This window comes from Larkinella soli (genome assembly GCF_003703975.1).
Classification (GTDB): Bacteria; Bacteroidota; Bacteroidia; order Cytophagales; family Spirosomataceae; genus Larkinella; species Larkinella soli.
On sequence record NZ_QTJY01000005.1, the window covers coordinates 81,008 to 106,754 of the forward strand.

A 25,747-nucleotide genomic window follows, 5' to 3' on the forward strand; every position below is an offset into this window, starting at 1 on the left:
GCACGAGGTCAGGCAATTTTTTTGAAGACGTCGAGGAACATTCCCATTTCGTCGGCAGTGCCGATGCTCACCCGGCAATAGGGCTGGGCGTTGTGTTCGCGGGTCGAGGTCATGATGCCGTTTTTGAACATCTGCTGTTCGAACGAGCGGGTTTTCATCCGAATCGGGAACAGCACAAAGTTGGCGTAGGAAGGCACGTATTCGTAGCCCTTCTCTTTCAGTCCTTTATACAAAATGTCACGGCCCCGGGCGTTTTCGGTCCGGCAGAAGTTCTGCCACTCCTCGTCCTGATAGCTCGCCATACCGGCCTTGAGGGTCGTCACGCTGGGGTTCCACTCGCCCCGGGAATACTTTTGCAGTTCTTCCAGAAAACCTTCAGGCGCGATGGCGTAGCCGAGCCGCAGCCCGGCAAAACCGTGAATCTTGGAGAACGTGCGCGTCAGGAACAGGTTGTGCCCCTCGGCCACCAGCTTCGGCAGGGCTGCGCGCTCCTCCGGTTTCAGGAAGTCGATATACGCTTCATCCACAAATACCGGCACTTTCGGCGACACCTCCCGGCAGAAGGCCGTCAGCTCGTCGGCCGGGACGATGGTCCCGGTCGGGTTGTTGGGGTTACAGATGTAGATCAGGCGGGTATCGGCGTTGATCCGGGCCTTCATGGCGGCCAGGTCGTAGCGGTATTCTTTGGTCAGCGGAACGGCGTCGATCTTCGCCCCGAAGTCTCTGGCGCAGCCGAGAAAATCGTCGTAGGTGAACTGGCTGGTCAGGATGGTTCCTCCTCCCCCTTTGGCTGCACTCCCGGTAAACAGAACCGCCATGGCCGTCAGCAGTTCCGATGACCCGGCCGAGAGCATGATGTTCTCCGGCTTGACGCCTTCCCGGCTACCGATGAGCCGTTTCAGTTCCCGTCCTTCGAACATGGCGTAGCGGTTTCCGGTTTCGGCGGCTTTGATCAGGGCTTCCTTCGCCTTCGGGGAAAGCCCGTGCGGATTCTCGTTGAAGGCGATGCGGGCTTTGACGGCAGGCAGGTCTTCGCCCAGGCGGGCAAACTCGTCGACCAGCGCCTGCTCATGACGGGCATTGGCGACGGTCGGATTCCAGTTTCCCAGACCGAAACCCGACCGACTCATCGTCAGCCCGGCGGTCAGGAGGGCGCCGGAACGGAGCAGGTCCCGGCGGCTACAGGAGTAGTCCATAGTGGTTGATGATTTTTGTACTAATCTACGTTTCGATTTTATTATTTCCGAATAAAACCAAATCCAATTTCGTATTTTCAATATTAGACAAAATTTAAAAAAGGCTTCTCCATAGGAAGCAGTTTTTTACTACGAGATGGTTTTTTCACGGAAACGTCTTGAAATGTAAACCTTTTTTTCAAAAATTCTTTAAACTCATCGTTAACTTACCCCAAAAGCCAACGGCCGGCCCAGCCGGAAATTCATGAAAAAAGCTCCGCAGGTCTGGCCTGCGGAGCTTCATGAAAAGAAAGTATATCGGAAGTTTACTGCTTGGTATAAACCAGTTGCAGGCTGTAGTTGACCACTTCTATCTTATTCGTCGTCGGATTTCGCAGCGAATCGCTGGTGGCGATGGTTTCGGAGAGCAGCTGCGCCGGGGTTTTGGTCGCATCCAGCGTATACCGGTCTTCGGCGCCCTGGTCATTTTTCAGAGAAAGCTGGGTACCTGAAAATTCCCAGTTTCCGTTATAGTCGACCACGCGGCCGCTGGTACGGACCGTTCCGGCGAACGTTTTATCGGTTTTGACCGTAAAGCTATCCTGATAGTCGAAAAGGGCCGGATCGTTATCACCGTTAAAGGAAGCGAAAGCGCCCGAGAAGCCGGCCGTACGGATTCTATCCAACTTCCAGGAACCCACCACCGGATCGGGCTGCGGGTCGCTATCTTTCTTACAGGAATTCAGCCCAGCCGTCAACACCACAAGGCTGAACAGGTACAGCAATCGTTTCATAACTCGATTTTGTTTTGACGTAAATTATTTTGTGTGAATGGATCGGATGAAAAGGTCATTCCGCGCCCCTGCGACGTAAGCTACAAAAAATTTGGCCTGAATGATAACTTAAAGTTAAAAAGCAAGGCAAATCATCTCCTATACGGCTTTCACGGTAACTTCGTTGCGTTCCCGGTGAAATCCATCCCAAAACCTTCGTTACCGGCTCCGTTCCCTCACCGCAGGCTTGGGCGCGGAAGCACCGGCAGACTCTCGTTCCCGTCTTCACTAACCGCCTGAACCGCAAAGAAATAGTGATCCTTCGAGTACGGCAGGGTCAGCCCGTTTTTATCGGTGAAAAATTTTTTCTGCCAGAACGGCCAGTGGGTTTCCCGCATCAGCACGTAATAGCCCTTCACCCGCCCGCTTTTCGGGGCCTGCCAGAACAGGCTGGTGGTGTTGGTCAGGTTGCGGGCTTCCACCGTCACGTTCTGGGGCATGGCCGGCGCCTTCGCCAGGTTGGCCAGCACGGCCAGGTTCATTGCCGTATTCTTCCGGAGGTAGTCGAAATCCATGAACTTCAGGTAGTCGCCGTATTCGACGCCCTCCTGCGTGCGCAGGTCCTGATGCTGGTGCTGAAAATTCTCGTTCATTTCGGTGATCCGGACGGCCGGAAAACCGCGGGTAACAAACGGCGTATGGTCGCCCCCGCGCAGAAACCGGTCATTGCGGTAGACCATCACCACTTCGAGCTGATCGACATACCGCTCGCCGACCTCTTTCGTATACCGGGCCAGCTGGCGGGATTTCCCGTCGTTTTCCAGCCCGTACTGCCGGATGTAGGCCGCCACCGAGTCGGTCTGGTAACCGGGCAGCCCCTCGCTGAATACCCGGACGCGGGTGTTGTCGATGACGCGGGTGTCGTGGCTGTGGTTCGAGCCCATGATGTCGTTGTTGAGCAGGGCTTCCAGGTTCCAGTTTTCCTTTCGGGCGCGTTCGGCCAGATGCTCGGCGCCCAGCAGGCCCTGTTCCTCTCCGCTGACGGTCAGAAAGAGGATGGTGGCCGGAAAACCGCGTTTGCTCATGACCCGGCAGAGTTCGATCACGGCGGCCGTCCCGGAGCCGTCGTCGTTGGCCCCCGGCGCGTCGGCAGTGCGGTTCATGACGTCGGTAACCCGGCTGTCGAGGTGTCCGCTGACCAGAAAAATACGGTTATCGTTCGGGTCGGTGCCCTTCAGCGTCGCCATGACGTTGCCCATCTCCACCGGCTTGTCGATGCGCCGGCCGTCGGGCTGGAGCGTCCAGGAGTCGATCTGGGCCGTCAACCGTCCGTTCGACTGTTTCGCATACTGCTGGAACTTGCTCAGAATCCACCGCCGGGCCGCGCCGATGCCGCGCCGGGGGTCGGTAGTGCTGCTGAGGGTATGCCGGGTGCCGAAGCTGACCAGTTTTTCAATGTGCGCGCGCAGGCTGTCGCCCGACACCTCACCGACCATCTGGGTGATGAACGGGTCGCGGTTGACGACGGTCTGGGCGGAAAGGGCAAAAGAAAGCAGGCAACAATTCGTCAGAAGTAGCGCTTTTTTCATGCGGAAAAAGTAAAAATCAGGAATGGAAGAACTCAGCGCCGGTACGTTGCGGAACTGTTTTTAACCCGTTTAGCCGGAAGAATAGAGGCCTTTTTGGTGGATCGGCTGTCGGCTTTCGAACCGGGCTGCGGACGGCCCCGCTCCACGGCCCACGAAACCACCAGCGCACAGGCGACGAGCAGGGACACCCCCGCCGACCAGATCGCGATCCGGTGCGTAGGCAGCCGGAACACCTCGGGCCGGGCAAACTGGCGGGCCTCCTCTTCGGAATACAGTGTCCGAAAGAGCCGTTCCGGGCGTTCCTCCATCGGTTCGGTATCGTTCATCTTCCGTTCGGCCGATGGGTGATCGGCCCCTCCTGTGCGTTGGTTGTCGGTTTGAAAGAAAGCGGACCCCGACCGGCAGCGACACCGGGCCGGTTACCACCGGGGCCGGGCCGTCAGCCCTACGCCCAGAGCGGCATGACCACTGCCTGGCAGCGGCTCGACGGAAAAGCCGAAGCGCGCGTCGGCCAGTACCTTGTTATAGCGTGTAACCGCCTGGCGTACCTTTGTGTTCCCGATAATCGTAAAACCCAGCGTAGCGACGATGGAACCTACATAAACCGCCCAGTAGCCCCGTGGCCGGACGTAACCGCCCTTCGGTCGGGTCAGGATATAGGCCAGAGGCACCAGCGTGACGAGCTGACCGGCCGTAACCAGCGTCCGATAGGCCCGAAATTTGCGGTTGACCTCCGGGTCATCCAGCTCATTGAACGGTATTTCCAGGGAATACGGCGAACGCAGCCGCTTGCCTCCGTAGTAATACACCGGCCCTATGGTCCGTTCGATGGGCTTCAGGTGGGCCGGAATGCCCGGGCGGGGCTGGAAGAACGTAGAGTCGGCGGGCCGCTGTCCAAAACCGGTACCGGTAAAACCTGCCACCAAAAAAAGGATATATAAAAATTTCATAGATAAGTTTGCGGTCAGTACAAACTTAAAAATTCCGTCGACAAATCCTCTTATCGGAGGAAAGGGACCGGGCCTTCGTACTGCTTTAATCAACGTTATCGAATGAACAACGGGCGATTTTCCATTTCGATCCATATTCTCACCCTGCTGGCCAGAGCCGGAAACGACCTATTATCGTCCGAATACATTGCCGGAAGCGTCAACATCAACCCGGTGCTGGTTCGGAAAGAACTCATCAACCTGCGGAAACACGGCCTGATCGTCAGCAAGGAAGGCAAAAGCGGAGGCAGCATGCTGGCCCGGCCCGCCGATCGGATTCTGCTCTCGTCGGTGTATCAGGCCGTCCGGCAAAACCCGCTGCTGGGCCAACAGAAGAACCTCCCGAACCCCGCCTGCCCGGTCGGCCGCCGAATCAACGAACACCTGGACCGGCTCTATCAGGATGCCGAAGAAGCCCTTCTGCGAAACCTGGGCTCGGTGACCCTGGCCGACTTCAGCCGCCGGTTTGAGTGACCACCCCCGACCGGGGCAGTCCGCTTTGTCATCCCGACGCAGGAGGGATCCTGCGGCTGAATTTCTCATTCCCTGAAGCGCCCAGGCACCAGATCCCTCGTTCCTCGGGATGACAAGAATTACCCCCTCCTTACCAAGGAGGGGTCGGACCGGCGCTCCGGCCGGGGGTGGTTTTATTTCACCACCTTCAGCGTACCCTGCATCAGCGTGTGGTGGCCGGGGAACGTGCAGACGTACTGGTAGTCGCCGGGGGTAGCCGGGGCCACGAAGTAGATGGCTTCCGAACTCTCCGGCTGAAGCAGGTTCGTGTGGTAAAGCACGTTCGGCGTCACCGGCACATACTGCATCTTCGAGCCGTTCAGGTTCAGCTTCAGGGCCGCATCCCCGACAGGATTGGCGGTTCCGGGCTTCACGATCACGCAGTTATGCAGCATATCGTCGACGTTGTTGAACACCCATTTGATGCGGCTTCCGGCTTTCACCTGCACCTGCGTCTGATCGAATTTCAGCCCCGGCTGGGTGCTGATCGTGATGACCTGATCCGGGCCTCCGGTCCAGTCGGCAGGCTGTTCGGTGATGCGTTTGGCACTCACCGCCGGTTTGCCTTTTCCGGCAGACGGAGCCGGCGTGTTTTTGGTCGAGGCCGTGGCCGCCATGTCGGCATGATTATGTTTGGCCGGTGCGGCAATGGTCAGGCGCGTGCCGGGCGCAATGGCGTTCAGGGTGTAATAACCGGTATTGTGCAGCAGCGACAGGCCGGTCGTCGATTTGACGCCTTCCGCTTTTACCTCATGAATGTACCCCTCGCGGAGCGTCGTATCGACCACGATGCGGGCTTTCAGACCGTTGTCCGACACCACCACGCCCCGGATCGGCACCGGCCGGGCATCTTCGACGGGGCTGCCGTAGGTCTTGTGGTATTTATAGGTGAAGCTGTTCAGGCTGTAAGACTCCGGATTCTCGGCGGTTTTCCGGTCGGCGGGCAGCGTAAACTCCACCTCGAAGCCGTCGGGCATCGACCGGATGGACTTCATCTCGAACGGCATCTGACCGGTCCAGACCAGCCGCTGAACACCGTAAGGATCTTTTCCGGTGGCGGACCAGCCCCGGCTCGTCTGTCCGACGAACATCGAGCCGTCGAGGCCCCAGGCCATCCGCAGAATACCGGACTGGAAGCCGGAACGGAAGGGGAAACAGGCGCCCTGATACTTGCCGTTCACTTTTTCCAGGAACACGCGCATCACCTTGCTGTGCCCCTGATCGCCGACGAACAGCTGCCCCTCGAACGGTCCGAAACGGCTGGACGTCGTATCTTCCAGAATATCGGAGGTCGAAATGCCCATAAGCGTGTGCGGGAACCACACGGCCGGCACCTTCAGGTTCGGAACGGTTTTCGCCACCTCATGCATCGGCTTTCCGGTGCTGGGCACGTCTTCCGGCTTCAGTTTCAGGGGAGAACCCGGCTCCGACGACCAGCGCAGACCGGCCGGGTTGCCGGCGAAATCGCCCCGTTCGAGGTGGGTCATCCGGCCGGAGCCGACCCAGTCGCCCTGGTTTTCGGCGTAGAAGATGCTCCCGTCGCGGAGCATGGTGAAACCGGCCGGGGAGCGCAGGCCGGTGGCCCAGGGCTTCAATTCGCCCTTCTCGTTCACCTTCAGCATCCAGCCCCGCCATTTCGCCAGAGAGGCCCCGAAACCGATCCAGTCGAGGTTGAGCGTAATGAGCATATCGCCGTCGGGCAGGAACAGCGGCCCGTAGGAATATTCGTGGTAGTTGCCCGACAGCGGCCACTTCACGATCGACTGATACTCGTTCGCTTCACCGTCGCCGTCGGTGTCGATCATCTTCGTGATTTCGCCCCGCTGGGTGGCGTAAAAGGCGCCTTTGTGGTAGGTAAGCCCCAGCGGCTCGTGGAGGCCGTAGCCAAACCGCCGGAACTGCGGCTGGCGGCTGCCCTGCATATAGGGGTTGCTGATGAGCCACACCTCACCCCGGCGGGTCGAAACACCCAGCCGGCCGTCGGGGATGACCGTCATCCCGCCCACTTCCAGCAGGACGCCTTCCGGAATGGGAAGGGTGATAAGCCGGTAATAATCATCTTCCGTCATGGGCCGGCCGGTCTGTGCCGACACGCCCGCAGCAAGAAGAAAGGTTGAAAGGAAAAGGCCGATAATTTTTTTCATGATGTCTGATGGCTTCGCTATTTACGCTATTCTCAAACCGTTTTCAGTTTTTCGTTCGGTCTGCAGCAGGGTGACTTCTCCCTCCGCGCCTACCGCTCCCAGGACCAGACATTCGCTGCGGAACGTCGCGATCTGTTTGGGAGGGAAGTTAATGACCGCCACGATCTGCATCCCGACCAGGTCATCGGGCCGGTACAGTTTCGTCAACTGGGCCGACGACCGCCGGATGCCCTTCGATCCGAAATCGATGGTCAGTTGATAGGCCGGTTTGCGGGCCTGCGGGAAGGGATCGACGGCGAGGATGGTGCCGGTCACCATCTCCACGTTTTCAAACTCCTCCCAGGTCAGGTTATTTTCCATGTCCGGATTACCAGAGTAGGGCATACTGAATGGTGGCCGCTCCGTTTTTCAGGCCGACAGGCAGGATCAGTTCCTGACGCCCGCCACTGGGCCGCACGGTCGCTTTCGTTTTCGGATCGAGCCGTACATAATACCGTCCGTCGACGACGTACAGCCCCTTCGCCACCTCCTCGATCGACTGGCCCGAACCCAGGCGGCAGTAGAGCGAGCCGGTGTCGGGGCCGGTCAGCGTCAGCGTCCGGGTGAGGGCCTTTCCGTCGGCGTCGGGCAGAATCGCGTCCGTAACGTCCATCTGCTGAAAGCGGTATTGCGTAATCGGGAAGCCCTGGGCATTCATCCGCAGCCCTTTGTAGGTCAGCTCCCGGTCGGACAGGCTGTCGGGCCAGAACTGGGTCGGGTTCGCCAGCAGGGCCAGCGGGTTCTGGGCCGACAGGACGGCCGGAGCGCCCAGCGGCTTGAGCAGCTGCGGCTCCCCGCGTTCGTACCACATCTCGGTGACGTCGGCGAACGGGCCGCGCCAGACCTGGAGCAGGGCACCCTGGTTCAGATCGACGGTATAGTTCAGGCCGCCGGGGCCGCCCACCGACAGACAGTGGGTTTTCTTCTTCCCGTTAAAATTCACGAACGACCGGATCACGGACGGTTTGGTGCCGGGTTCGACGGCAATCTGCCCGACGGGGTCCGGCTCGGGCAGTGAGGCCCGGGCGTGCAGCGCCTGGAACTTGGTGTCGGGCGCAGAAATGAACATCCCGAAACCCGGCCGGGGCCACGAACGGCCGTAGAACAGGGTGAACGGATGCCGGCCCGCCGTCAGATTGACCTTGGCGGCATTCATCGAGCCGAGGCCCTGATAAGTGTTCGGGATGGCGTCCCGGCCGTCGATCTGCAACCCGGCATAGCCGCCGTTCTGCAGGGCGACGGTATAGGTCCCGGCCTCGTCGACGATCAGGTCGCCGGTATAGACGATGGCGTGCCAGCGCGGCTGGCCGTAAGCCACTTCGTAGGTCAGGGCGGAGGTGGTATCTTCCTTCACCAGCTTCAGGTTGGACAGAGCGGCCGGGGAAGTGGTCTCGGTTTTGGCTTCGTAGAATTTATACCTGAGGTTGGCCAGCCGCGCCACCGGGCGGTCCTTAATGAGCTGATAGGCGATGTTCCGAACGGCCACCGTGCCGTTTTTCACGTTCAACGCCACCGTGCCGGGTGCGCCGGTTCCCGAGCGGGGCAGCACCAGGTTCTCATGCAGGAGACTGTTGTTGAGCGTCATCCGGGTCAGCGTCGCCGGTCCTTTGCCCGACTGCACCGACACCTCCAGACGCTGCCACAAACCGGGGGCTTCGGCCGCGTTCTGAAGCGGCAGCAGGGCCGGACTGGCCTCCACACTGCCGAAGGTGGAACCGTTCAGGGTCGGCTGTCCCCAGCTGTCGGTCAGACGGATGCCGGCCGGGCCGAAGGAGAGCGTCGCATCGGCACCGGGTGACAGCAGCACGTCCATGACCACGCGAACGTCGGCGGCATTGGTCAGGAGCGTTAGGGGCTGGCCGGGCGAACCCACCAGCACGCCGTTGCCGGCCTTGGTTTTCACCTCCGGACGAAACGGGTTGACCTGCACGGAGGCCGCCTGCTTCCAGCTGGAAGGCAGACCGGAGAGCTTGTCGGCGGGAAGAAGCGTCAAGGATTCGTCAACGGATTGTGCCCGGACCGGGACTGCGGCCGCCATCAGCAGCAGGGCAGTTCCGTAACCGAACCGTCGGAGAAAGGGATTCATTGAATATAAATAAGGTTTCAGGATTTCAAAGTTAACAATAAATCGGGTTTCGGTTTCAAAAGTCCGCCGGCCTGAATACCAAAATTCCAAAACTACTAACTTGCAAACCGGAATTAACCTGTTTTCCCTGTTTCCATGGGCCTTAACTTTACACTCCAATGAAAAACCCATTTCGTTCCGGCACCGGCCCGAGCCTGCTCGCCGGGGTGGCCCTGACCGCCGTACTGATGTCCTTTACGGGAAAAAATGAAGGTCCGAAAGACAAAACCGCCCTTTCGAAAACACCGGCCCGCCCGGCGCTCCCCGCTCCCGATCCCGACAACGGCGGCCTGAAACTGATGAGCGGCTTCGGGGCGCTCACCGTGGCCGACAACCTCGGCAGCGCCCGCCATATCGCCGTCGACCCGCAGGGCACGATCTTCGTCAAACTGAACCGGCTGAAGGAAGGCAAGGGCATCGTCGGGCTGCAGGACGGCAACGGCGACGGCAAAGCCGATAAAACCACAATGTTCGGCAACTACGGCGGCACCGGCCTGGCGATCTACAACGGTTATCTGTATGCCTCCTCCGACACGTCGGTGTACCGCTACAAGATGACCAACGGGATGGTGGCCGAGGACGCCAAAGCCGAGCCGATCGTGACCGGCCTGACCCTCCAGCGCCAGCATGCCTCCAAGCCGCTGGCGATCTCGCCCGACGGCAAGCTGTACGTCACCTTCGGCGCGCCCTCCAATGCCTGCCAGGAAAAAGACCGCCAGCCGGGTTCGAAGGGCCAGGAACCCTGTCCGCTGCTGGAAGAATACGGCGGCATCTGGGAGTTCGACGCCAACAAACCGAACCAGCGGCAGAAGGACGGCTCGCGCTATGCGACCGGCATCCGCAACGCCGTCGCCCTCGACTGGAATACGGCCAACAACACCCTTTATGCCCTCCAGCACGGCCGCGACGCCCTCAACAACTGGGGCGGTGTGTTCACCAACGAGGTAAGCGCCGAGCTGCCTTCCGAAGAGTTCATGATGGTGAAGAAAGGCTCCGACTTCGGCTGGCCCTACTGCTACAACGACCATAACCAGAACAAAAAGGTGCTGGCTCCTGAGTACGGCGGTGACGGCAAAAAGATCGAGCGCTGCGAAGGCAAGGACAAGCCCATCATGGCCTTCCCCGGCCACTGGGCGCCCAACGACGTGCTGTTCTACACCGGCAGCCAGTTCCCGGCCCGCTACAAAAACGGCGCGTTCATCTGCTTCCACGGTTCCTGGAACCGCGCTCCGCTGAAGCAGGGCGGCTATTTCGTGGCCTTCGTGCCGTTCGGAAAAGACGGAAAACCGTCCGGGAAATATGAAGTCTTCGCGGAGAATTTCGCGGGAGTTGCCGAAGTCGCCAAACCCGGCGACAGCGGCCCGAACGCCGGCAAGCTCGATCTGGCCAGCCCCGGCGACGCCAAACACCGCCCGATGGGCCTCGCCCAGGGTCCGGACGGCTCGCTCTACATCTCCGACTCGGTCAAAGGCACCGTCTGGCGGGTGATGTACACGGCGAAGAAATAACCAGAACCGCCTGACCGGTTTTCAGAACGGCCCTCCAGTGAGAGGGCCGTTCGCGTTCTTAGGAAAAGCGGGGTGAAAATTCGTAGGTTTGGGAAACCAATTTCCGGAAGATGCACGATGACGTTCGCTGGATTCAGCGGTTTGGCAATTACAAAAAAGCCCTTTCGCAGCTCAATCGATTCATCGAAAAAGGCGAACTGAACGAGTTTGAGGAACAGGGCCTGATCAAGGCGTTCGAATCTACGTATGAACTGGCCTGGAAGACCCAGCAGGATCTGCTTCAGGACAAAGGCTACCGTGACCTCTTCGGGCCGCGCCCGGTCATCGAACAGGCCTTCCAGGACGGTTATATCGACGGTCTGGCCTGGGCCAGAATGCACAAAAGCCGCAATCTGACGAGCCATAGCTACAACGAGGAAACCGCCAACGAAATCGTTACCGATATCGAAAATGAGTACGTTGGTTTATTGAATCAGCTGGCCGCCCGGCTGGAAGCGGAACAGCACGGAAGGCAATTGTCTCCCCTTGACTCCGAATAAGCCATGTCGTTCGGTCTAAGCCCGGAAATCCTTTCCAATATCACCGGTATTCTGGCGACTAACAGCCGGGTTCACCAGGCCGTCCTGTTTGGGTCAAGGGCAAAGGGAACGTTCCGGCCCGGATCGGATATCGACATCGCTCTTATCGGCAACCAACTGACCCTGGACGATATCCGGACGCTTTCCTTAAAACTCGATGACCTTTGGCTTCTCTACCGGTTTGACCTCGTCATCTACGATCGTATCGACGAACCGGCGTTAAAAGACCACATTGACCGGGTAGGCCAACCGCTTCTTTAAACACTTACTCGTACAACTCCTTCAAATCCAGCCTGGCCAGTTCGACGAAGAAACCGCCGAGCTTTTGGGTCACGTCTTCGAAATACCGGCGGCCTTTTTCGGCGGTGGCCTGCGAGGGGTCGCCGATGCCGGTGTCGGCCGTCACCTGCGACCATTTCCGCTCGGCCCAGGCCCAGCCTTCCCGCAGCGCCTGCACCTTCCATGTTTTAGCTGCGCCGTCGCCGGCCTGCTCCAGCGGCAGCACGAGGTCCGGGCGCAGATGGAGCAGCAGGCTTGTTTCCATCTCGTCGGCATGGTCGCCTTTGGGCTGGTCGAAATACCGGCTTTTGTCGAGCGTCTGGAACCAGGAGCAGGTACTCAGAAACATCTCCGGGTACCGGACGCCCAGCTCCCGCAGCATGGTTTTGAAATCGTTGCCTCCGTGGCTGTTCAGGATCAGCAGCTTGCGGATGCCCTGCCGGTTCAGCACCTCGATGATGTCGTTCAGGATGGCCTTCTGCGTACTCGGGTACAGGTTGATGTCGAGCAGGATGTCGGTCTGGCCGGTATTGACCCCGAACGGGATCGTCGGCAGCACCATCACCCGGGCGCCCTGCTCCCAGGCCCGCCGGGCGGCTTCGGCGGCAATGTGGTCGGCCTCGATCACGTCGGTGGCATAAGGCAGATGATAATTGTGGGCCTCGGTGGCTCCCCAGGGCAGAATCGCCAGTTCAACCGGCTGATCGTGAATGTGTTTCCAGTTGGCTTCGGCCAGAATATAAGGGCGCATGGAGTCGGGTTAAAGGGTCGGTCTTGCTGTTCGGGACGGCGCTTCGGCCGCCGGGTCCGTAAAAATACCGCCTTTTGAGTTACCGGTAATAAAACTTGTTCCGGACCAGGATTTCATGTCGGGTTGCACCGTAACTTGCGGGCGATCCTCCACTTCCCAATCACCACCGGCCATGGACAACGTTGAAATCCTCTCCCGCATCCAGTTCGCCTTCACCATTGCCTTCCATTATATCTATCCTCCACTGAGCATCGGCCTCGGGGTCTGTCTGGTCATCATGGAAGGTCTTTTCCTGAAAACCGGCAACGTGGTTTATGAAGAACTGACCCGGTTCTGGGTCAAAATCTTCGCCCTGATCTTCGGCATCGGCGTCGCGACGGGCATCGTCATGGAGTTTGAATTCGGCACCAACTGGGCGGTCTATTCCCGCTATGTCGGCGACATTTTCGGCTCCGCGCTGGCGGCCGAGGGCATTTTCGCCTTCGCGCTCGAATCCGGTTTTCTCGGGATTCTGATTTTCGGCTGGAACCGCGTTAGTCCGCGGGTTCACTTTCTTTCCACGGTCCTGGTGGCGTTGGGGTCGATGTTTTCGGCGCTCTGGATCGTGGTCGCCAACTCCTGGCAGCAGACCCCGGCGGGTTACCGCATCGAGGGCGAGGGCCTGAAAGCCCGGGCCGTAGTAACCAACTTCTGGGACATGGTATTCAACCCGTCGTCCGTCGAGCGGTATTCGCACGTGCTGATCGGCGCTTTTCTGGCCGGGGCCTTTCTGGTGCTGAGCGTCAGTGCGTGGTATATTCTCAAAGGGCGGTTCGAGGATCATTCCCGAAAAGCCTTCAGAATTGCCCTCTGGGTGGCGGCCGTGGCCTCGCTGGGGCAGTTGTTCACGGGTCATCAATCGGCCGAGGTCGTGACGAAATACCAGCCGGCCAAGCTGGCGGCCATGGAAGGCCACTTCGAAAAATCCGCCCCGGCCGACGCCTGGCTGTTCGGCTGGGTCGATGCGGAGAAGCAGGAGGTCAAAGGGCTGAAAATACCGGGCGGCCTCTCGTTTCTGGTGCATCAGGATTTCACGAAACCCATTCCCGGCCTCAACAGCATCCCGCCCGAAAACCGTCCGACGGCCGTCAATTTCGTGTTTCAGACCTACCACCTGATGGTCATGATCGGCATGACGCTGATCGGCCTTTCGTGGCTGGCGCTTTTTCTCCTTTACCGGAAAAAACTGTTTCAGACCCGCTGGCTGATGGCGGTGTTCGTGCCGTCGGTGCTGCTGCCGCAGATCGCCAACCAGGTCGGCTGGTACACGGCGGAGGTGGGCCGCCAGCCGTGGGTGGTGTACGGGCACCTGCGTACGTCCGACGCGCTTTCCCAGGCCGTCAGGGCGGAGCACGTGCTGATCTCCCTCCTCCTGTTCACCTTCATTTACGTGGTACTGTTCGGACTGTTCCTGTATCTGCTGAACAAGAAAATCCAGCACGGCCCCGACACCGACCTGATGACCGACGAAAACGCTCCGTTCTCCAAGCGAAACCCCGACCTGTTCGAGATTCACTAAAGGGAATAAAAGAATAAATGAATAAAAGAATGAATGAATAGCGAAACTGCCGGCACTCATCCATTCAACAATTCAATCATTCAACCACTCAATCATTCAAGAACTCCCCCATGGATACGGTTCTCGGTATCGATCTTCCCACCTGGTGGTTTCTGCTGATCGGCGCGCTCATCAGCGGCTACGGCATTCTGGACGGCTTCGACCTGGGCGCGGGGGCGCTGCACCTGTTTTTCCGGAAAGAACAGAGCCGGCGCATCGTCCTGAACGCCATCGGGCCGGTCTGGGACGGCAACGAAGTCTGGCTCATCATCGGTGCCGGGGCGCTGTTTGCGGCTTTTCCGCTGGTCTACGGCACCATCCTGTCGGCGTTTTACCTGCCGTTCATGATCCTGCTGGTGGCGATCATCTTCCGGGCCATTTCCATCGAGTTCCGGAGCAAGGAGCCGATGGCCTGGTGGCGCACTTTCTGGGACGTCAGCTACTGCCTGTCCAGCACGCTCATCTCCCTGCTGTTCGGGCTGGTGCTGGGCAATCTGATCCAGGGCATCCCGCTCGACAAAGATCACCAGTTCGTCGGGCGGCTGAGGGATTTCTTCAACCCGTACGCCCTGCTGATCGCCGTGACGGTACTGTCGCTGTTCATGCTGCACGGAGCCATGTATCTGGCCATGAAAACCGAAGACCGGCTGTATGCGAAGATGACCGTCCTGATCAACCAGACGAGCAAGTTCTTCATTCTCTGCTTCATCACGGCCAGCATGGCGACGCTCATCTACGTGCCGCACATGGAAGCCATATTTCACAAGCACCCGGTTCTGTTCGTGTTTCCGGTCACGGCCGTGCTGATCGTGCTCAACATCCGGCGGATGGTCGAGCAGCGCCGGTACCTGCGCGGGTTCATCTCGTCGGGCGTCACGACGGCGCTGCTGATGGTGCTGTTCGCGCTGGGGCTGTACCCGAATCTGGTGCTGTCGCGGACGCATCCCGAAGGCCACATCAGCATTTACGAAGCGGCCTCCACCGACCAGTCGCTCCGGACCATGCTGCTGTTTGCCGCCATCGGCATGCCCCTCGTACTGACCTACACAGTATTCGTCTTCTGGACCTTCCGCGGCAAAGTAAAGCTGGAGGAAACCAGTTATTGAGAGCGGACCGAATCATGGCCGGGTTTAAAAACGGTGACGTACTGGATGCTGCTTACGTTGATTATCACTAAACTAAACGTCATGTTAAAGAGGGGACTTCCGCCGGTACATCCGGGCGAAATTTTAAGGGAAGAATATATTAAGGAACGTGGCGTAACCATTACTCAGGTAGCGAAAGGTCTGGGTATTGCCTGCGAAAACCTGTCGGCCATCGTCAATGGTCATGCGGGGATCAGCCCGGAACTGGCTGTGAAACTATTGGAGGCCTTCGGAAATACCACTCAATTTTGGGTAAACCTTCAGAAGAACTACGAAGTTTGGCATGCGGAGCGAAAGGTAGACCGCAGAAAAATTCAACATTTCGGGCTTTCCGATTCAAGATTCAAGTCGGCCTGAAGGCCGCTTTTCTCCCTATCACATCATCCTGCGCAGCACTTCCCCCAGCCGGGTGACGGCCGTCTGCATCTGTTCCTTCGTGAAGGCCGCGTAGCCCAGCAGCAGGGCGGGCGGCTGGCGGTGTTCGAGGGTATAGTTGGAAAGCGGGGGCGCTATGATGCCCTCCTTCGCCAGCTCGGCCGAAACCGCCCGGTCATCCAGCGATTCGGGCAACCGCACCAATAGGTTCATCCCCGCATTCGAGCCGAGGGGTCCATGCGGGGTCGGGATGGCTTTCAGCATGTCCAGCAGCCCGTTCTGACGGGTTTCGTACAGCTGCTGCATCCGCCGGATGTGCCGCCCGAAGTGGCCCTCCTCCATGAATTTCGTCAGAATCAACTGCTCCACCACCGGCCCCTGCCGGTCGAGCAGGACCTTGCCGCGGGCGAAAAGCCGGGCCATCTCCGCATCGGGCAGAATCAGATAGGCCATCCGCAGGGCCGGGAACAGCGTTTTGCTGAACGTACCGACGTAAATTACCCGCCCGGCGGGGTCCAGCCCCTGGAGAGAAGGCAGCGGGCGGCCGCTGAAACGCAGTTCGCTGTCGTAATCGTCTTCGAGAATCCAGGCGTTGCGCTGCTGCGCCCAGTCGAGCAGTCGCTTCCGAACCGGGTACGGCATGGCTCCTCCCATCGGATACTGGTGCGAAGGCGTCACGTACACCAGCCGTGCGCGGGGGTACCGGGTGAGCGCATAATCCAGGTCCAGCCCCTGGCTCCCGACCGGCACCGGGCAGGCCACCGCCCCCACCGCCTGAAAGCTCGCGTGAGCCGCCGGATAGCCGGGGTCTTCCATCCAGTACGCGTCGCCGGGTTCGAGCAGCAGGGAAGCCGTCAGAAACAGCGCCTGCTGCGTACCCTGCACGATAACCACCTGCTCGGGCGTACAGCGAACGGCCCGGTTGACCCCGACGTGCCGCGCGATGGCCTCCCGCAGGGGCCCGTGCCCGGCGGCATCCCCGTAGCCCAGATGCTGGATGTGCAGCCCCCGGTACACCTGCACGGCCAGCCGGTTCCAGATCGAAAACGGAAAATCACGCAGGGAAGGCAGCGAGGTCTGGAACGGCCGGATGGCTTCTCGCTCGGTATTGCGGGGCAGCACATAGGCTTCGGCCGCCTGCCGGAAGGCACTGCGGGGAGTCGGTTCGGCCGGTTTGACCGGAACCCGACGCGGAGGGGGCGCCGAAAGCCGGGCGGGCTGGTCGGCCACGAAGGTTCCGGAACCGGTGCGGGCCACGAGGTATCCTTCCAGCAGCAGCTGCTCGAAGGCCAGAAGGACGATGTTGCGGGAAATCCCCCAGTCGGCGGCCAGCATCCGTGTAGCCGGCAGCCGGAGCCGGGGCTGGAGCCGCCCGTCGACGATGGCCTGGCGGATGTGCTCATAAACCTGCTGATGCAGGGGGAGGTCCGCTTTCCGTTCCAAGGCCGGACCGGGCAGATCAATCTTGGGCGCCTGCTTGCTCATGGAGGATATTCAAGGGTTTCAGCCGACGGTAAAGGTACCGGTTTTTTCCAAATTGGCCCTATCGGTTTACACAAAAACGGCTCTTTCACCGTAGCCACTTTCCGGCGATTTTTGCAAAAATAAATCACCGATGGAAACCTTTACGATCTCCACCACGCGCAGCGGGCGCGTTGCCCAGTACCAGCCCGGCGACACCGTAACGGCCCTGGCCCATTTCTACCACAAGCTCTGCTTCGAAACCGACGCTTCCGACGTTTTTCACGACCAGCGCGACGGCATCGACACCTTTGTGGTGGTGGATGCCCGCTCGGCCGAAAGCTACCGGCAGGAACACATTCCGGGGGCCGTCAGCCTGCCCCACCGACAGATGAATGCCGAAACCACCGAAGAACTGCCCCGGGATAAAATTATCGTGGTCTACTGCGACGGCATCGGCTGCAATGCCTCCACCAAAGGAGCCGCCAAACTCGTTTCGCTCGGTTTTCGGTGCAAGGAACTGCTCGGCGGCATCGACTGGTGGAAACGCGACGGCTTCCCGACCAGCACCGGCGAAGCGCCCGGCAGCCTGATCGAGTGCGGCTGCTGACCCCGCCCGAACGCTCATTTTCAGAACTATCCGGTGAACAACTCACAAATACGACGATGAACAGACGGACTACCGACCGGGCTTCACTTCCGGGTGAAGCCCAACTTACCCGTCCGCCGGGCCTCCGGCGGATCGGCCTTGCGGTGCTGGTGACGATTCTCCTGCCGGTCTGGGTGACCGGCCAGACGGCCTCGGTTATCCGGGAAGCGGGCTGGGCCGCCATGCAGAACCCCGACGGCGCGTCGGGCGAGCGGACGAGCGTTCCGCTCTACGAGGAGCCCGATTTTCAGGTGCTGCTGTTCCCTTCCAAAAATCCGCTGCTTCTTAAACTGCTGATCGGTAACAAGAGAGGACGGAAATGGATGCTGAAGCTGGAAACCGAACGCGGTGATCTGCTGCACGTCGACTCCGGTCGGGCCGACTGGGCCTGGCAGCGGCTTAACCTGACGGACCTGCCCGAAGGCCGGTACCAATTGGTCATCCATTCAGGGCCTCACCGCCTGAGGCATCTTTTCACCATTGCCGCCCCGTCCCTGATCCAGGTGTCCGCCGAACGATCCATTTTATTCTGACCAATCCAACCTTTCCGACGACCTGAGGGTCTGTTGCGACAGAAAGCCATCTCGCAACAGGCCCTCTTATGTGTTTCGGAAACCTGACCCCGACCTCCGTACGAATCGCCGTCGTCCTCCTTTCGCTGTCTTCCGTAGGACTGTTCCAGTGCAGCCGCGACAATGCGCCTGACCCGGGGCCCGGAATCAGTACGGTCGGTGACACCCTGAAGACCCCGCTGAACTACACCGACCTGCCCGACCTGAAGCCCACCGGCTTCACCGGTTTTTCGGGACGTTCCGTCGCCGTCTGGCAGTTGAAAATGAGGCTGAAAACCAACCAGGATTCGATCACCAACTGGGGCGCCACGCTCGGCCGGTTCATCTTTTACGACAAACAGCTCTCGGCCAACGGCACCATCGCCTGCGCCGGCTGCCACCACCAGGACAAGGCCTTCACCGACGGCAAGGCGTTCAGCACCGGCTTTCTGGGCGGTCAGACCCACTTCAGCGCCATGTCGACCGTGAACTTGGGCCTGATCGAGGACAACGACCCGGGGTATTTCTGGGACGGCCGCGCCAAACGACTCCGTGATCAGGTGCTGGCCCCCTTTCAGGACCCGACCGAAATGGGCATGACGCTGCCCGGCCTGATCGGCAAAATGAAATCGCTGACCTATTATCCGGCGCTGTTTGAGAAGGCCTATGGCAGCCGCGACATCACGGCCCCCAAAGTGGCCGACGCGCTCAACCAGTTTCTGCTTTCCCTGATCAGCTACCGCTCGAAATTCCATACCGGAACCCACCTCAAAGTGCCCTCCGCCGACGACCGGCCGGGTGAAGTCTATGTGAAGGAGTTCAGCGAACTGGAAAACCGGGGGTATTATTCCTACGTCGTAGGCGGCTGCGACCAGTGCCATTTTCTGGACGGAAGACTCGTACTTCAGCACCTGAGCAACGGGGTAAACCGGCAGGCATTCAAAGATGGGAAGAGCAAGATTCCGACCCTGTTCAACATCGCTCTGACGGCGCCCTACATGCACGACGGACGGTTTACCAGCCTCGGCGAGGTCATCGACCATTACCGGCAGGGCGAAGCCGTCACCACGATCCGGAAGGAAGCGCTGGACCCCGACAAGATCGATAAGGAGGCCCTGATCGCCTTCCTGAAAACCCTGACCGATGAAGAACTGACCAAAGATCAACGCTTTTCAGACCCCTTTAAAAAGTAAGTAACAACAACGGATGAACACCATGTCCACTACCATCTCCCGGGCCGGCCTGCTGCTGGGTATTGTATTTCTGCTGTCGGCCTGCCGGAAAACGGAAGAACCGGCGGCCACCCAGGTAACGAAATACCGCCTGAGCAGCAGCCGGTTCTATTATGTCGACGGCTCGTATTACAACGTAAAGTATGTCTATTCCGACGCAGGCCGCCTGATCCGCGAGGAGCAGACCCGGTCCGACGGCGCTCCGATGGCCTTCAAGGATTTCCAGTATGTAGACGGTAAACTGTCGGTCATGACCCTCCGGTCGGCGAGCGCCGTGGTGGCCGAATTCCGGTATCTGTACGAAGGCGACCGTCTGGCAAAAACCGAATATCTGGAACTGAACAATAAGGTGGCTTCCGTCCCGGTGTTCGACCGTACCCTGACCTACGAGGGCGATCAGGTAGTTCGGATCACCACCCGGTACCGCACCGATTCGGCCTCGTATTATGACCGGTTCACCTACGCGGGCAGCAACGTCGCTTCCGTGAAAACCTACAGCCTCATCGGAGACAAACTGCTGCACGAGACGACGCTGGAATACGACAGCCACCTCAACCCTTTCTTCGCCCTGACGCTGGCCGAACCCGGAAATGCCCGGTATTCCTCAAAGAACAACATTCTGAAAATGAAGACCGTGCGCTCCAGCCAAACCACCATGGATGATTTCAGGATGTCCTACGAGTATAATACCGCCGGCTACCCGACCCGCCAGTTCATCGAATTTCCCGACGGAAAAAAGCACTCCGAGCAGACCTTCGAGTATACCACAATCCCATGATTGCCTAAAAACCCCCACCCCCCCGACTCCTAAACCCCCAAACTCTAAAACCGCCCCACGGCTGCTTCCAGCACCCGGTCTTTGCCGGCGGCCAGGTCCTCTTTGGTGTTGACGACACGAATTTTGGGGGCGATGCCGACGCCTTCGTAGCTTTTTCCGTCGGCGGCCCGGAAGTCGCCGGTGCTGACGGAGTAGATCCAGCCGTTGGGCAGTTCGCGTTTGGGGTTGTCGGAGAAGACACCGAAGGTGGTGTCGCCGAGTTGGGTTACCTTCGGATTCTGGTTCATCGCCAGCGTGAAGGTTTCGCCGGCGCTCTGGGTGATGCGGTTCGTCAGCAGGACCACCGGGCCGGTAAAGCGGCTTCGGCCTGAGGGTTCGACATACCATTCGATGGGGGCCGTGAAGTCCGTATGGGCGGGGCCGTTGCGAAAGCGCGTCGTCATGAACAGCCGGCGCTCCGAAGCAAACCGCCCGGCCACCTGACGACTCGACCGGTCTTCCCCGCCCGGCAGGTTCCGCACGTCGACCACCATGCCTTTCACGCCCGCCAGGGACGCCAGAGCCTCGTCCATCGCCTTGTCGTAGTAGCCCGGGTCGAGGCCGAGGTCGGCCAGGTAGATATAACCAAGATTGCCCGCCAGTTTGCCGTACACCACCCTGACGCCCTCCGGCGAACCGACTTCGTGCATGTCCTGAAGGTATTTTTTCACGACGTCCAGGCTGAATTGGTCCGTCGCGTAGGTCGGGCCGCTGTCGTACCGGCGGTAGTTGGGGCCGGGTTTGAGCAGCCACACGTGGCCGTCGTTCAGTTCGCCCAGCATGGCCGAAGCGACGTCGAACAACTGGTCGTCGGTAAGGTGGGCATGGACCTGCGGGCGGTATTTTTTATAAACCGCGTCCCAGTCGATCTCTTTCACTTCAAACTGGCCGTACATCCGGTCGAACTCCTGCCACAGCAGCTCAAAATTTTTCTCCGGCGTGTTGGCCGGTTCCGGCCCCGGGGTCAGGTCGTTGCAGGCCGCCAGCGCCACGGCCAGCAGGCTCATAATCAGGGATTTTATGGTAGTGGATTTCATCGTCTTAACGGAATTGATATTGAAATTTATAAACCAGGGAAAGGTTCAGCGAATGGGTGGCCGTCCGGATCGGGCGCGGTTCGGGATACTGCATCCAGTTGAAGCGGTAACCGGCTCCGAAAGCCGTCCGCCGGCTCAGATCGAACCGGTAGGCCAGGCCGACCTGCGGGTTCAGAAAGCGGTTCAGCGAGGTCCAGCGGGTATTGCCGAAGAACGTGGCTGCCCTGGTGCGGCCGGGTTCCGAGACGACGTTGCTGTAGGGCAACCGGCTCACGGCCGCCAGCACCGGCAGCGAAGCATCGGCGGTCAGGACGTGTTTGCGGCCCAGTTGAAGCCGGGTCTGGTACAGGACGGCGGCTGAGGCCGTGTTGATCACCCAGGTGCCGAGCGCCAGACCGTCGGCATACCCGAAGGTGTCGTGCAGGCCCAGCCCGAGCCAGGCGGTCCGGTGGGCCGTCCGGCCGATCTGCCGAAGGTATTCCAGTTCGATCCGGCCCCGGTAGACCGTCGGCACCAGCCAGAGCGGTTCCCGCTGGTCAGGCGCGAATTTGATGCCCCGGATGCCCAGCGAGGGCGCGATGAAGTCGGCCAGTCCGGCCTGGAGACCGGCATTCCAGCGATTGCGGAGGCCCAGGCGGCTGTAGGTGATGCGGGCGCCGTTCAGGTTGGCGACATACCGCACCGGCGACGCCTGAAGGTCGTGCATTTTGAACGTTTCCCGCGCATAACTCACCTGAAGCTCGGAGCCGGGGCGCGGTGTCCGGTCGGGCGCCTGACCGAAGGCCAACAGGCTCCCCAGCGACAGGCAGACTGTCGAAATAAACGGTTTCATACTATTAAGTATTTGTTGTTTCTCAGTTGGTTGCAGCAGACCTGGCCGGAACGGTTCCCGTTTGGGAGATCATGTGCAGAGCGGTTTTCAGCACCGGATCGTTGCCGGTCAGGATATCGTCCGCCGTCGGGATGACGGTGCGGTCGGGCAAAATGCCCCGGTCTTTGGGCCCTTCGGCGGGCAGGTTGGCCATGTGAAAGCCGAACATCCCGATGCCGAGGTCGATTTTGGAATGCGGCAGTTGGGTGATGGTGAAAATACCGCTGGTGTTGCCTTCGTAGCCGCCCCCGGTTTCCTGCCCCAGAAAGACGGCCCGGCGGTCGGCATGGGCGCGGGCGGAGAACTCGGTCGTCACGGAAAAACAGCCGCCGTTGATCAGCACATACAGCTTTCCGGCAAAGGCGTCGCGGTCCGGTTTGAGCGTTTTCAGGCCCGGTTGTTTGGTAAACACGTAGCCGTCACCGCGTTTCTTTACCACCAGCCACCGCAGTTTCGTGTAGAGTTTGGGCGTCCAGGCCGGGAAGGAATACTTCTTCTTCTGCCGGACGGAGATGTGATCGTAATACCGGAACGGCTTCAGGGCGAGGTAACGGTACAGCAGAACGCCGTATTTCTCCTCTCCGCCTTCGTTGCTTCGGAGGTCGAGAACGAGGTTTTGAATGTTTTTTTGCCGCATTTCCCGGAACGAATCCTCCAGAAACTTCCGGTAGTCCTGCTCTTTGGGGTCGTCCCAGAACCGCTCGATGGTCATGAGGGCCGTCCGGTCGGCGGGATACGTCAGCCGGAACGGTTTGCGGCCGGCCGGCTTCTGCCGCTCCACGAAGGCTGTTATCTGTTTGAGGGTGACGGCCGAAACCCGCACCGACCGGTTTTCATTCCCGGCCCGGTAGTCGATCTCGAACGCATCGGGCGCGCCGATGAAGGTGGCGTAATAGCCGGAGAAAAAGTGGTTGAGATCTTCGTATTTACCGTTGACGGTATGGCCGTCGGCAAAGGTCATGTTCGGGAGCAGCCTTCGGATGACGGTTTCGGTGGAAAGCCCGTTGATGGCGGTCACTTCGGCGCCGTTCGGGATGCGGTTCTCTCCGCCGTAATCCCCGACCACCCAGGCCCGGTTCCCCACAAAATACAGCCGGAAGGGGAACAGGCTTTCCGTCGAGAAGGGATAGTGTTCGTCCTGCCCGGCCCGAATCCATTTGATGTGGCCGTCTTTCAGCGCCGTCAGCAGCGGCAGCATGCGGACGTAAAATTCGTGCTGGGTCATGGGCCGGTTCAGCCCGGCTTCGGCGGCCGTAAAGAGAGAATCGAAGGTGGTTTTGGGCGTATACCGGTACATTTCGGGGTGTACCTCGTGGAGGGCCGTCCGGAAGCGGCCGAAATCTTCTTTCAGCTGTTCGGGGGTGAGGGTCTGCGCCGACAGGCGGGTAGCGGCCAGCAGCAGGAGCAGGCAGAGTCGGAGTGTTGTTTTCATCGATTTGTTGTTTTGGGGACCACCCCCCAGCCCCCTCCTTGGTAAGGAGGGGGAGTGCTCCGCCATGTTCAGCAATCTGCGAAGCCACCCCCTCCTTTCCAAGGAGGGGGCCGGGGGGTGGTCCTGCAAAGTTGCCCCGAAAACCGCCCACCCGAAACCCACTGCCCACCGAAGTGCCGGGGAGCCGGACCGAAGTGTCGAATTTCACTCCCCTAACCACTGCCTGAATTCGGCGGACTTCTCGCGGCTGACGATGACCTCTTCCTCTGCGGCCGGCCGCAGGCTGATTTTCAGCTTCCCGTTGAAATACAGATGCACCTTATCGACGGACCGCAGTTCGGCGATGATCTGGCGGTTGAGCCGGAAAAACCGCCGGGGGTCGAGCATGGCGGCCAGTTCGTCCATCGTATAATCGACCATCCAGTCGTGTTCGTCGCGGGTTTTCAGGAACGACATCTTGTTGCGGCTGAAGAAATAAGCCACCTCGTCGATGCCGACCGAGAACAGCCGCTGGCCCTGCCGGATCAGAAACCGGTCGCGGTAGGGCGCGGGCGGGAAGGGCGTTTCAGGGGAGGGCGGAGCGGCCGCCGGCACGACGGCCTGAAGCTGGCGGAGCAGCCCCGCCAGCGAGGCTTCCAGGTTGGGCGCCGGGCCGCCGGTCGCCGGACCTCCGAGGGCCTGACGCATGGCTTGCAGTTTGGACAGGGCGCTGCGGAGGTCTTCTTCCTTGACGGGTTTCAGCAGATAGTCGATGCTGTTGACCTTGAAGGCCTTGATGGCAAATTCGTCGTAGGCGGTCGTGAAGATGACCGGCGAGGTCACCCGGATGCGGTTGAAAATATCGAAACTCTGGCCGTCGGCCAGTTCGATGTCCATCAAAATAAGGTCGGGTCCGGGCTGGGTCCGGAGCCATTCGACGGACTCCTCCACGCTGCCGGTGATGCCGACCACCTGAGCCGTCGGCTCCACCTCCTGAACCAGCCGCCGGAGCTTGCGGGCGGTCAGTTCTTCGTCTTCAATGATGAGAATATTCATAGCGGGTTGCTTCAATCAGCGGGATCATCACCTGAAAGCATTCGTCGGTTTGCCGGATCACCACGTCAGGCTGGCCCAGGAGCCGGTATTTGGAGCGGATGTTCGCCAGGCCGGTCCGGTTCGACGGCACGACGTTCTGCTTCTTCCGCAAGGTATTGACGACAAACAGGTTATTGGCCTCGTCGGTATAAATCCGGACCAGCAGCGGGCGGGTTGGCAGGGCGGTGTTGTGTTTGACGGCATTCTCGACCAGCAGTTGCAGCGTCAGGGGCGGCAGCAGAAAGCCGTTGCAGCGTTCGTCGACGGCCACCTCCAGCTCCACGCTCCGCCCGAACCGCATCTGGAGCAGGTGAAAATAGGCCCGGATGAACTGCAACTCGCTCGTCAGGGTGGTCAGGGGCTGTTCGTTGGTCTGGAGCACGTAGCGGTAGACCGAGGCCAGTTCGTCGATGAACTTCTCGGCCAGTTTGGGGTCTTCGGTTACCAGCGAGGAAAGCGTACTGAGGCTGTTGAACAGAAAGTGCGGGTTGATCTGCGACTTGAGCGAGTCGAGCTGGCTTTGCAGGTTTTCCTTCTTGAGCCGTTCGGCTTCGTAGTAGGTGGTCCACCACTGCCGGTAGAGATACCGCCCCTCGTAAATGGCCGCAATCGGGACCGTGAACAGGAACGGCACCAGCGTATTGATCCAGTAGGCCCGGAAGGACATCGGATAGCCCCAGAAGCGGGTCACGTCGTAGATATACGTCGTTCCGACCCGCAGAATCACGATCACGACGATGAACCACCCCGCCTGGGTCAGAATCCGGGGGGTGGTCTGGTTCAGCCTCGGAAAGCGCCGGCGGCCGAGGATGATGCCCCAGCGGACGGCCTCCCAGACCATCACGCTCTCGGCCAGACTCAGGCCCAGCGCCAGCCAGCGGCTGATGTGGTGGGCGTCGTTGTCGGGTTGAAAAAATATAAAGTTACCGAGGATGGCCGTCAGCGGAATGCCCACGAACCGCAGCCACCGGTCGTTCAGTTGTTCCATCGTACCCTAAAGATGTCACAAAAGCCGCTGAACCGAAAGACCGGGAGGCCCGAAG

The 25,747-nt window shown here is 59.9% G+C and carries 26 protein-coding genes; 11 read left to right on the forward strand and 15 right to left on the reverse strand.

The annotated features are described in order from the left end of the window. Positions 1-8 precede the first annotated feature (8 nt). The 5 genes from DX909_RS14105 to DX909_RS14125 all read right to left on the reverse strand — a co-directional run bounded on the left by DX909_RS14105 (position 9) and on the right by DX909_RS14125 (position 4,487). On the reverse strand, positions 9-1,196 hold the full coding sequence (locus DX909_RS14105; RefSeq protein WP_128545827.1) for a pyridoxal phosphate-dependent aminotransferase: 1,188 nt from the start codon (positions 1,194-1,196) through the stop codon (positions 9-11). Between the two features lie 305 nt (positions 1,197-1,501). After that, a complete protein-coding gene (locus DX909_RS14110) occupies positions 1,502-1,969 on the reverse strand; it encodes a lipocalin family protein (protein ID WP_128545828.1) in 468 nt (155 codons plus the stop codon). A 215-nt stretch (positions 1,970-2,184) separates the two neighbouring features. Further along, positions 2,185-3,537, reverse strand: coding sequence for a M20/M25/M40 family metallo-hydrolase (locus tag DX909_RS14115; protein ID WP_128545829.1), 1,353 nt, complete (start codon positions 3,535-3,537; stop codon positions 2,185-2,187). A 32-nt stretch (positions 3,538-3,569) separates the two neighbouring features. Next, positions 3,570-3,863 (reverse strand): hypothetical protein, encoded by a 294-nt coding sequence (locus DX909_RS14120; RefSeq protein WP_128545830.1) that lies wholly within the window; start codon positions 3,861-3,863, stop codon positions 3,570-3,572. A gap of 93 nt (positions 3,864-3,956) precedes the next feature. After that, positions 3,957-4,487: a hypothetical protein gene (locus tag DX909_RS14125; protein ID WP_128545831.1), complete on the reverse strand. Its 531-nt coding sequence runs from the start codon at positions 4,485-4,487 to the stop codon at positions 3,957-3,959. Positions 4,488-4,589: 102 nt separating this feature from the next. On the opposite strand from DX909_RS14125, the gene DX909_RS14130 reads away from it, so the two are divergent. Beyond that, positions 4,590-5,000: an Rrf2 family transcriptional regulator gene (locus DX909_RS14130; RefSeq protein ID WP_128545832.1), complete on the forward strand. Its 411-nt coding sequence runs from the start codon at positions 4,590-4,592 to the stop codon at positions 4,998-5,000. Between the two features lie 173 nt (positions 5,001-5,173). Here DX909_RS14130 and DX909_RS14135 read toward each other — a convergent pair whose 3' ends face one another. From DX909_RS14135 to DX909_RS14145, 3 genes are read right to left on the reverse strand one after another with little or no spacing between them, the layout of a single operon-like run. Further along, positions 5,174-7,183, reverse strand: a complete 2,010-nt coding sequence (locus DX909_RS14135) for a plastocyanin/azurin family copper-binding protein (RefSeq protein ID WP_128545833.1) — start codon at positions 7,181-7,183, stop codon at positions 5,174-5,176. A 21-nt stretch (positions 7,184-7,204) separates the two neighbouring features. Continuing rightward, positions 7,205-7,543 carry a tRNA-binding protein gene (locus DX909_RS14140; protein WP_128545834.1) on the reverse strand — a complete coding sequence of 113 codons (339 nt, stop codon included), beginning with the start codon at positions 7,541-7,543 and terminating at the stop codon, positions 7,205-7,207. 7 nt (positions 7,544-7,550) lie between these two features. Then, positions 7,551-9,308, reverse strand: coding sequence for a PA14 domain-containing protein (locus DX909_RS14145; RefSeq protein WP_128545835.1), 1,758 nt, complete (start codon positions 9,306-9,308; stop codon positions 7,551-7,553). A 158-nt stretch (positions 9,309-9,466) separates the two neighbouring features. Between DX909_RS14145 and DX909_RS14150 the strand changes: the two genes are divergently transcribed. The 3 genes from DX909_RS14150 (at position 9,467) to DX909_RS14160 (ending at position 11,694) form a co-directional block, all read left to right on the forward strand. Continuing rightward, on the forward strand, positions 9,467-10,855 hold the full coding sequence (locus tag DX909_RS14150; protein ID WP_229311045.1) for a PQQ-dependent sugar dehydrogenase: 1,389 nt from the start codon (positions 9,467-9,469) through the stop codon (positions 10,853-10,855). Positions 10,856-10,965: 110 nt separating this feature from the next. Then, positions 10,966-11,394, forward strand: coding sequence for a nucleotidyltransferase substrate binding protein (locus DX909_RS14155; protein ID WP_128545836.1), 429 nt, complete (start codon positions 10,966-10,968; stop codon positions 11,392-11,394). A gap of 3 nt (positions 11,395-11,397) precedes the next feature. Next, the gene (locus DX909_RS14160; protein WP_128545837.1) at positions 11,398-11,694 is read left to right on the forward strand and encodes a nucleotidyltransferase domain-containing protein; all 297 of its coding nucleotides are present in this window, start codon (positions 11,398-11,400) and stop codon (positions 11,692-11,694) included. 4 nt (positions 11,695-11,698) lie between these two features. Here DX909_RS14160 and DX909_RS14165 read toward each other — a convergent pair whose 3' ends face one another. Continuing rightward, on the reverse strand, positions 11,699-12,463 hold the full coding sequence (locus DX909_RS14165; protein ID WP_128545838.1) for a creatininase family protein: 765 nt from the start codon (positions 12,461-12,463) through the stop codon (positions 11,699-11,701). A 172-nt stretch (positions 12,464-12,635) separates the two neighbouring features. Here DX909_RS14165 and DX909_RS14170 point away from each other — a divergent pair, with 172 nt between their 5' ends. From DX909_RS14170 to DX909_RS14180, 3 genes are all read left to right on the forward strand, one after another. After that, on the forward strand, positions 12,636-14,021 hold the full coding sequence (locus DX909_RS14170; protein ID WP_128545839.1) for a cytochrome ubiquinol oxidase subunit I: 1,386 nt from the start codon (positions 12,636-12,638) through the stop codon (positions 14,019-14,021). A gap of 110 nt (positions 14,022-14,131) precedes the next feature. Next, positions 14,132-15,166 (forward strand): cytochrome d ubiquinol oxidase subunit II, encoded by a 1,035-nt coding sequence (gene cydB / locus DX909_RS14175; protein ID WP_128545840.1) that lies wholly within the window; start codon positions 14,132-14,134, stop codon positions 15,164-15,166. An 81-nt stretch (positions 15,167-15,247) separates the two neighbouring features. Further along, positions 15,248-15,562, forward strand: a complete 315-nt coding sequence (locus DX909_RS14180) for a HigA family addiction module antitoxin (protein ID WP_128546028.1) — start codon at positions 15,248-15,250, stop codon at positions 15,560-15,562. 18 nt (positions 15,563-15,580) lie between these two features. On the opposite strand, the gene pdxR is transcribed toward DX909_RS14180, so the two are convergent. After that, positions 15,581-17,065 carry a MocR-like pyridoxine biosynthesis transcription factor PdxR gene (pdxR, locus tag DX909_RS14185; protein ID WP_128545841.1) on the reverse strand — a complete coding sequence of 495 codons (1,485 nt, stop codon included), beginning with the start codon at positions 17,063-17,065 and terminating at the stop codon, positions 15,581-15,583. A 130-nt stretch (positions 17,066-17,195) separates the two neighbouring features. Here pdxR and DX909_RS14190 point away from each other — a divergent pair, with 130 nt between their 5' ends. The 4 genes from DX909_RS14190 to DX909_RS14205 all read left to right on the forward strand — a co-directional run bounded on the left by DX909_RS14190 (position 17,196) and on the right by DX909_RS14205 (position 20,251). Then, the gene (locus DX909_RS14190) at positions 17,196-17,651 is read left to right on the forward strand and encodes a rhodanese-like domain-containing protein (protein ID WP_128545842.1); all 456 of its coding nucleotides are present in this window, start codon (positions 17,196-17,198) and stop codon (positions 17,649-17,651) included. Positions 17,652-17,707: 56 nt separating this feature from the next. Next, complete coding sequence (locus DX909_RS14195; protein ID WP_128545843.1) at positions 17,708-18,223, forward strand: hypothetical protein; 516 nt, start codon at positions 17,708-17,710, stop codon at positions 18,221-18,223. Positions 18,224-18,291: 68 nt separating this feature from the next. Continuing rightward, entirely contained in the window at positions 18,292-19,434 is a 1,143-nt protein-coding gene (locus DX909_RS14200) for a cytochrome-c peroxidase (RefSeq protein WP_128545844.1), read from the forward strand. Between the two features lie 22 nt (positions 19,435-19,456). Continuing rightward, positions 19,457-20,251 carry a hypothetical protein gene (locus DX909_RS14205; RefSeq protein WP_128545845.1) on the forward strand — a complete coding sequence of 265 codons (795 nt, stop codon included), beginning with the start codon at positions 19,457-19,459 and terminating at the stop codon, positions 20,249-20,251. Positions 20,252-20,295: 44 nt separating this feature from the next. Here the strand turns inward: DX909_RS14205 and DX909_RS14210 are convergent, their stop codons facing one another. The 5 genes from DX909_RS14210 to DX909_RS14230 all read right to left on the reverse strand — a co-directional run bounded on the left by DX909_RS14210 (position 20,296) and on the right by DX909_RS14230 (position 25,692). Beyond that, positions 20,296-21,327, reverse strand: a complete 1,032-nt coding sequence (locus DX909_RS14210) for a S41 family peptidase (RefSeq protein WP_128545846.1) — start codon at positions 21,325-21,327, stop codon at positions 20,296-20,298. A 4-nt stretch (positions 21,328-21,331) separates the two neighbouring features. Continuing rightward, positions 21,332-22,159, reverse strand: a complete 828-nt coding sequence (locus DX909_RS14215; RefSeq protein ID WP_128545847.1) for a hypothetical protein — start codon at positions 22,157-22,159, stop codon at positions 21,332-21,334. A 22-nt stretch (positions 22,160-22,181) separates the two neighbouring features. Continuing rightward, positions 22,182-23,630: a S41 family peptidase gene (locus DX909_RS14220; protein ID WP_128545848.1), complete on the reverse strand. Its 1,449-nt coding sequence runs from the start codon at positions 23,628-23,630 to the stop codon at positions 22,182-22,184. Positions 23,631-23,834: 204 nt separating this feature from the next. Further along, on the reverse strand, positions 23,835-24,665 hold the full coding sequence (locus tag DX909_RS14225; protein ID WP_128545849.1) for a LytR/AlgR family response regulator transcription factor: 831 nt from the start codon (positions 24,663-24,665) through the stop codon (positions 23,835-23,837). Then, positions 24,646-25,692 (reverse strand): sensor histidine kinase, encoded by a 1,047-nt coding sequence (locus DX909_RS14230; protein WP_128545850.1) that lies wholly within the window; start codon positions 25,690-25,692, stop codon positions 24,646-24,648. The genes DX909_RS14225 and DX909_RS14230 overlap by 20 nt, the downstream gene beginning before the upstream one ends. Positions 25,693-25,747: the final 55 nt, after the last annotated feature.

Excerpts from the sequence above, each read along its gene's own strand:
- DX909_RS14105 (WP_128545827.1), bottom strand. The coding sequence starts at position 1,196 with ATGGACTACTCCTGTAGCCGCCGGGACCTGCTCCGTTCCGGCGCCCTC.
- DX909_RS14110 (WP_128545828.1), bottom strand. The coding sequence starts at position 1,969 with ATGAAACGATTGCTGTACCTGTTCAGCCTTGTGGTGTTGACGGCTGGG.
- DX909_RS14115 (WP_128545829.1), bottom strand. The coding sequence starts at position 3,537 with ATGAAAAAAGCGCTACTTCTGACGAATTGTTGCCTGCTTTCTTTTGCC.
- DX909_RS14120 (WP_128545830.1), bottom strand. The coding sequence starts at position 3,863 with ATGAACGATACCGAACCGATGGAGGAACGCCCGGAACGGCTCTTTCGG.
- DX909_RS14125 (WP_128545831.1), bottom strand. The coding sequence starts at position 4,487 with ATGAAATTTTTATATATCCTTTTTTTGGTGGCAGGTTTTACCGGTACC.
- DX909_RS14130 (WP_128545832.1), top strand. The coding sequence starts at position 4,590 with ATGAACAACGGGCGATTTTCCATTTCGATCCATATTCTCACCCTGCTG.
- DX909_RS14135 (WP_128545833.1), bottom strand. The coding sequence starts at position 7,183 with ATGAAAAAAATTATCGGCCTTTTCCTTTCAACCTTTCTTCTTGCTGCG.
- DX909_RS14140 (WP_128545834.1), bottom strand. The coding sequence starts at position 7,543 with ATGGAAAATAACCTGACCTGGGAGGAGTTTGAAAACGTGGAGATGGTG.
- DX909_RS14145 (WP_128545835.1), bottom strand. The coding sequence starts at position 9,308 with ATGAATCCCTTTCTCCGACGGTTCGGTTACGGAACTGCCCTGCTGCTG.
- DX909_RS14150 (WP_229311045.1), top strand. The coding sequence starts at position 9,467 with ATGAAAAACCCATTTCGTTCCGGCACCGGCCCGAGCCTGCTCGCCGGG.
- DX909_RS14155 (WP_128545836.1), top strand. The coding sequence starts at position 10,966 with ATGCACGATGACGTTCGCTGGATTCAGCGGTTTGGCAATTACAAAAAA.
- DX909_RS14160 (WP_128545837.1), top strand. The coding sequence starts at position 11,398 with ATGTCGTTCGGTCTAAGCCCGGAAATCCTTTCCAATATCACCGGTATT.
- DX909_RS14165 (WP_128545838.1), bottom strand. The coding sequence starts at position 12,463 with ATGCGCCCTTATATTCTGGCCGAAGCCAACTGGAAACACATTCACGAT.
- DX909_RS14170 (WP_128545839.1), top strand. The coding sequence starts at position 12,636 with ATGGACAACGTTGAAATCCTCTCCCGCATCCAGTTCGCCTTCACCATT.
- cydB (WP_128545840.1), top strand. The coding sequence starts at position 14,132 with ATGGATACGGTTCTCGGTATCGATCTTCCCACCTGGTGGTTTCTGCTG.
- DX909_RS14180 (WP_128546028.1), top strand. The coding sequence starts at position 15,248 with ATGTTAAAGAGGGGACTTCCGCCGGTACATCCGGGCGAAATTTTAAGG.
- pdxR (WP_128545841.1), bottom strand. The coding sequence starts at position 17,065 with ATGAGCAAGCAGGCGCCCAAGATTGATCTGCCCGGTCCGGCCTTGGAA.
- DX909_RS14190 (WP_128545842.1), top strand. The coding sequence starts at position 17,196 with ATGGAAACCTTTACGATCTCCACCACGCGCAGCGGGCGCGTTGCCCAG.
- DX909_RS14195 (WP_128545843.1), top strand. The coding sequence starts at position 17,708 with ATGAACAGACGGACTACCGACCGGGCTTCACTTCCGGGTGAAGCCCAA.
- DX909_RS14200 (WP_128545844.1), top strand. The coding sequence starts at position 18,292 with ATGTGTTTCGGAAACCTGACCCCGACCTCCGTACGAATCGCCGTCGTC.
- DX909_RS14205 (WP_128545845.1), top strand. The coding sequence starts at position 19,457 with ATGTCCACTACCATCTCCCGGGCCGGCCTGCTGCTGGGTATTGTATTT.
- DX909_RS14210 (WP_128545846.1), bottom strand. The coding sequence starts at position 21,327 with ATGAAATCCACTACCATAAAATCCCTGATTATGAGCCTGCTGGCCGTG.
- DX909_RS14215 (WP_128545847.1), bottom strand. The coding sequence starts at position 22,159 with ATGAAACCGTTTATTTCGACAGTCTGCCTGTCGCTGGGGAGCCTGTTG.
- DX909_RS14220 (WP_128545848.1), bottom strand. The coding sequence starts at position 23,630 with ATGAAAACAACACTCCGACTCTGCCTGCTCCTGCTGCTGGCCGCTACC.
- DX909_RS14225 (WP_128545849.1), bottom strand. The coding sequence starts at position 24,665 with ATGAATATTCTCATCATTGAAGACGAAGAACTGACCGCCCGCAAGCTC.
- DX909_RS14230 (WP_128545850.1), bottom strand. The coding sequence starts at position 25,692 with ATGGAACAACTGAACGACCGGTGGCTGCGGTTCGTGGGCATTCCGCTG.